This is a genomic window from Streptomyces sp. NPDC059900, from assembly GCF_050270335.1.
GTDB lineage: Bacteria > Actinomycetota > Actinomycetes > Streptomycetales > Streptomycetaceae > Streptomyces.
The window spans coordinates 1-2,967 of the sequence record NZ_JBNNJZ010000797.1 but is presented as its reverse complement, the minus strand read 5'-3'; the positions used below and the strand labels follow the sequence as shown (position 1 = coordinate 2,967).

Here is a 2,967-nt window from a genome sequence, read left to right as displayed (position 1 = left end):
GCCTGGATCCGGTGCTGGCCGGGGTACTGGCCGACGCGGCGCGGTGGTTGTGCCGTACGCGCCCGTCGGCGGCCTGGCTGCGGGGCGCGGAACCCGACTGGGGCCGCCCCTGGGACGGGGAAGCGAGCGGGGCTGAACTCCAAGCCCTGTCCGCACGCCTGTCCCCCGTTCTCCGCGCCGCGCCGAGCGCCTGGGACAGGGCCGTGGCCCGGCAGCTGGACGACTGGATCCACGGCCAGGACCGGTGGCTGCGACGGCTCGGGCAGGGCGGGGCGACGCTTGCCGAAGCCTGCGCGCAGATGCGCGCGTTGGCGGTCGAGCGGCCCGAATACGCGGAAGAGTGCAGTCGGTACGTCCGCGCGCTCGGAGCAGCCGCACAGCCCACGCCCCCGCTCCGGACACCGGCACCCCGCTCCCGGCACACCGCACCCGACCGCCGCGCCCTACCACCCGCCGACACCCACCGCGCCCTGGGCGAGCTGCTCCTCGAATCCGCCGCCGAGCACGCCACGGCCCGCCGCCGGTACGCCGGTGAGGCAGATGCCCTGGCGCACGACCTGGCCGGACAGGAGCCGTCCGCTCTCCTGCACCTGCTGACCGCCGGGGCGAGCGGACTCCCGGCCGGGTTCGAGCCGCCCGACGTGCGCCGGGCCCGCGGTCCGATGGCCGGTCTGGTGCCGGTCGCCCTGTTCCTGCCCGGCGAGCACGGCTCGGTGGTGTACCTGGGGCCGCAGGTGCCCACGGCACGCGAGGCGAGCGCCCGCGACCGCCTTGCCCTGCTGTTGCTCCTGGCGCACGAGGCGTTCCCCGGCCACGCCCTGCACGCCCATTACGCCCGGCTGCGGTTCGGCGGCGCGGCAGCGGTCCTCGGGGACATGAGCGCCCTGGAGGGCTGGGCGATGATCGCCGAGCAGCAGGTCGCCGAGGAGCGGCCCGGCCTTGCCGAGATCACGCTGTGGTTCCGGGTGAAGCGTCTGCTGCCGGTCGTCGTGGCCGACGTGCGCGCGTGGCGCGGTGCCGGGGCCGCACGGGAGGTCGTGGGCCGGGTCGCCGCCGCATCGCCCGCGCTGTTCCGCGATGTCCCGGCCGGGCACCAGCTCCTGGCGGCGAACCGGGCCTACGCGCAGGGCTATGCCGAGTCCCTGCACGCGCTGGACTGGCTCAAGCGCGCTTTTGGGACGGCGACTTGCGGCGCGCGGCTGCGCCTGGTGGCGGCGGGCGGGATCCGGGCCGCGCTGCTGCCGGACGTCTGGGCGGCTGCGCCCGGCGGCCTCTCACCCTCCGAGCAGCCGCCGGGCGCCCAGGGCCAGCGAGATCTCCACCAGGTCGCCGACCCGGGTGAGGCTGCGGCCTGTCAGCTGCTCCACGCGGCGCAGCCGGTTGAGGACGGTGTTGCGGTGGCAGTAGAGGCGGGTACCCGCGCGCTGTGCGGAGCCGTCGGCCTCCAGCCAGACCACGAGGGTGTCCAGGAGGAGGTCCCGGTCGGCGGGGTCCAGGGAGCGCAGCGGGCCAAGGACGCGCTCGGCGAGTGCTTGCGCGAGTTCGGGGGACGAGACGACGAGGGCGTCGGGCAGGCGTTCGTCCAGCAGGATGGTGCCGCCGCTGCGGGGGCAGGCGCGCAGCGCCGTGTCGGCGAGGCGGCGGGCGTGCGGGACGGCGGCCAGGGATTCCACGGGTGAGCCGATGCCGGCGCGGGCGCCCGGCGGCAGTGCCAGGGCGGCGCCGAGGGCGGACAGTTCGGCCGCCGGGTCGCCGTCGGCGCCGCCGAGCAGCACCAGGGCGTACTGGACTCCGGGAGCGGTGTGGCGCAAGGTCCGTGTCCCGGTCGGCAGGGTGAGGCGGCTGTCGTCGCCTTCGAGGGCGATCACGGCGTACCACCCGTCCTCGGGCAGGCCCAGGACGTCGGCGGCGGTGGGCAGGTCGGTGAGGCGGGCGCTGCCGTCGAGGAGGCTCGCGGTGAGCAGCCGCAGCCGGTTCTCGTGCTGCCAGGCCATGCGGCGCTCGGTGCGGCGGTAGGCGTCGGCGACCACGCCGCAGTGCTCGTCGACGAAGTTCCATACGTCCGTGGCGACATGGATGAGCAGCCGCATGTCGTCGGGGTTGCCGCGTGAGACCTCCTCGACCAGGCCCTGCCACACCATGGCCCCGCCCAGCCGGAAGGCGTGCAGCAGGGCGTCCAGCGGCAGGCCCCGTTCGGCGCGCGCCCCGGCGATCTGCACGGACGTGCGGTGGGCGGCCTCCCTGGTCTGGCCCGGCTGGAGGAGCGAGGTGACGCTGTACCGCAGGGAGCGGTGGACCTCCTGCCAGACGTCGGTGGGACGGTTCTCGATGTCCGTGCGGTAGGCGGGCTCCTGCTCGCGCAGGGTCGCGACGAGCCGGTCGGTCATCGCGGGCAGGTCTCTGAGCAGGGCGCGGGCCGCGCGGTGCAGGACGGCGACGGCCTCGGCGTCGAGAAGTGAGCGCGAGCCGGGTGCGAGCGGGGTGATGACGGGCACTTCGTGCAGGGGCCCGACCCGTGACCGCAGGACGTGTGGCATGGGGCCTCCCCGGGGAATGTGCGCACAGCAGGATCTTCCTGACGCCCGAAGAATGGCATACCGCCCAGTCGGTACCTAGAGCTGTGCGGCAATCTCCACATCACGGTCCGGCAACTCACCCTCCCCGGCGAGCAGTCGCGACAGCTCGACGCGGGAGCGTACGCCCAGCGCGGCGAAGACATTGCGCAGGTGGTGGTCGACGGTGCGGGGACTGACCGAGAGGTGCACCGCCACCTCCCGGTTGGTGGCGCCCCGGGCGACCTGCCGGGCGATGCGCTGTTGCTGCGGGGTCAGCGCCGCCAGCGGACCGGGCCCCGGATCCCCCGCCACCGCCTCGCCCGCGGCCCGCAGTTCACCGCGGCTGCGCTCGGCCCAGGCGCGCGCCCCGAAACTATATAAGACCACCAGCGCGTCGAGAATGTTTCAGATG

Annotated in this window: 1 protein-coding gene and 1 pseudogene; both read right to left on the bottom strand. The window is 75.0% G+C overall.

Annotation, left to right across the window (positions count from 1 at the left end):
• Positions 1-1,274 precede the first annotated feature (1,274 nt).
• The gene (locus tag ACQKIP_RS44085) at positions 1,275-2,537 is read right to left on the bottom strand and encodes a PucR family transcriptional regulator (protein WP_365854341.1); all 1,263 of its coding nucleotides are present in this window, start codon (positions 2,535-2,537) and stop codon (positions 1,275-1,277) included.
• 75 nt (positions 2,538-2,612) lie between these two features.
• Positions 2,613-2,951: pseudogene (locus tag ACQKIP_RS44080) on the bottom strand (helix-turn-helix domain-containing protein); the annotation flags it as partial.
• Between the last annotated feature and the right edge of the window lie 16 nt (positions 2,952-2,967).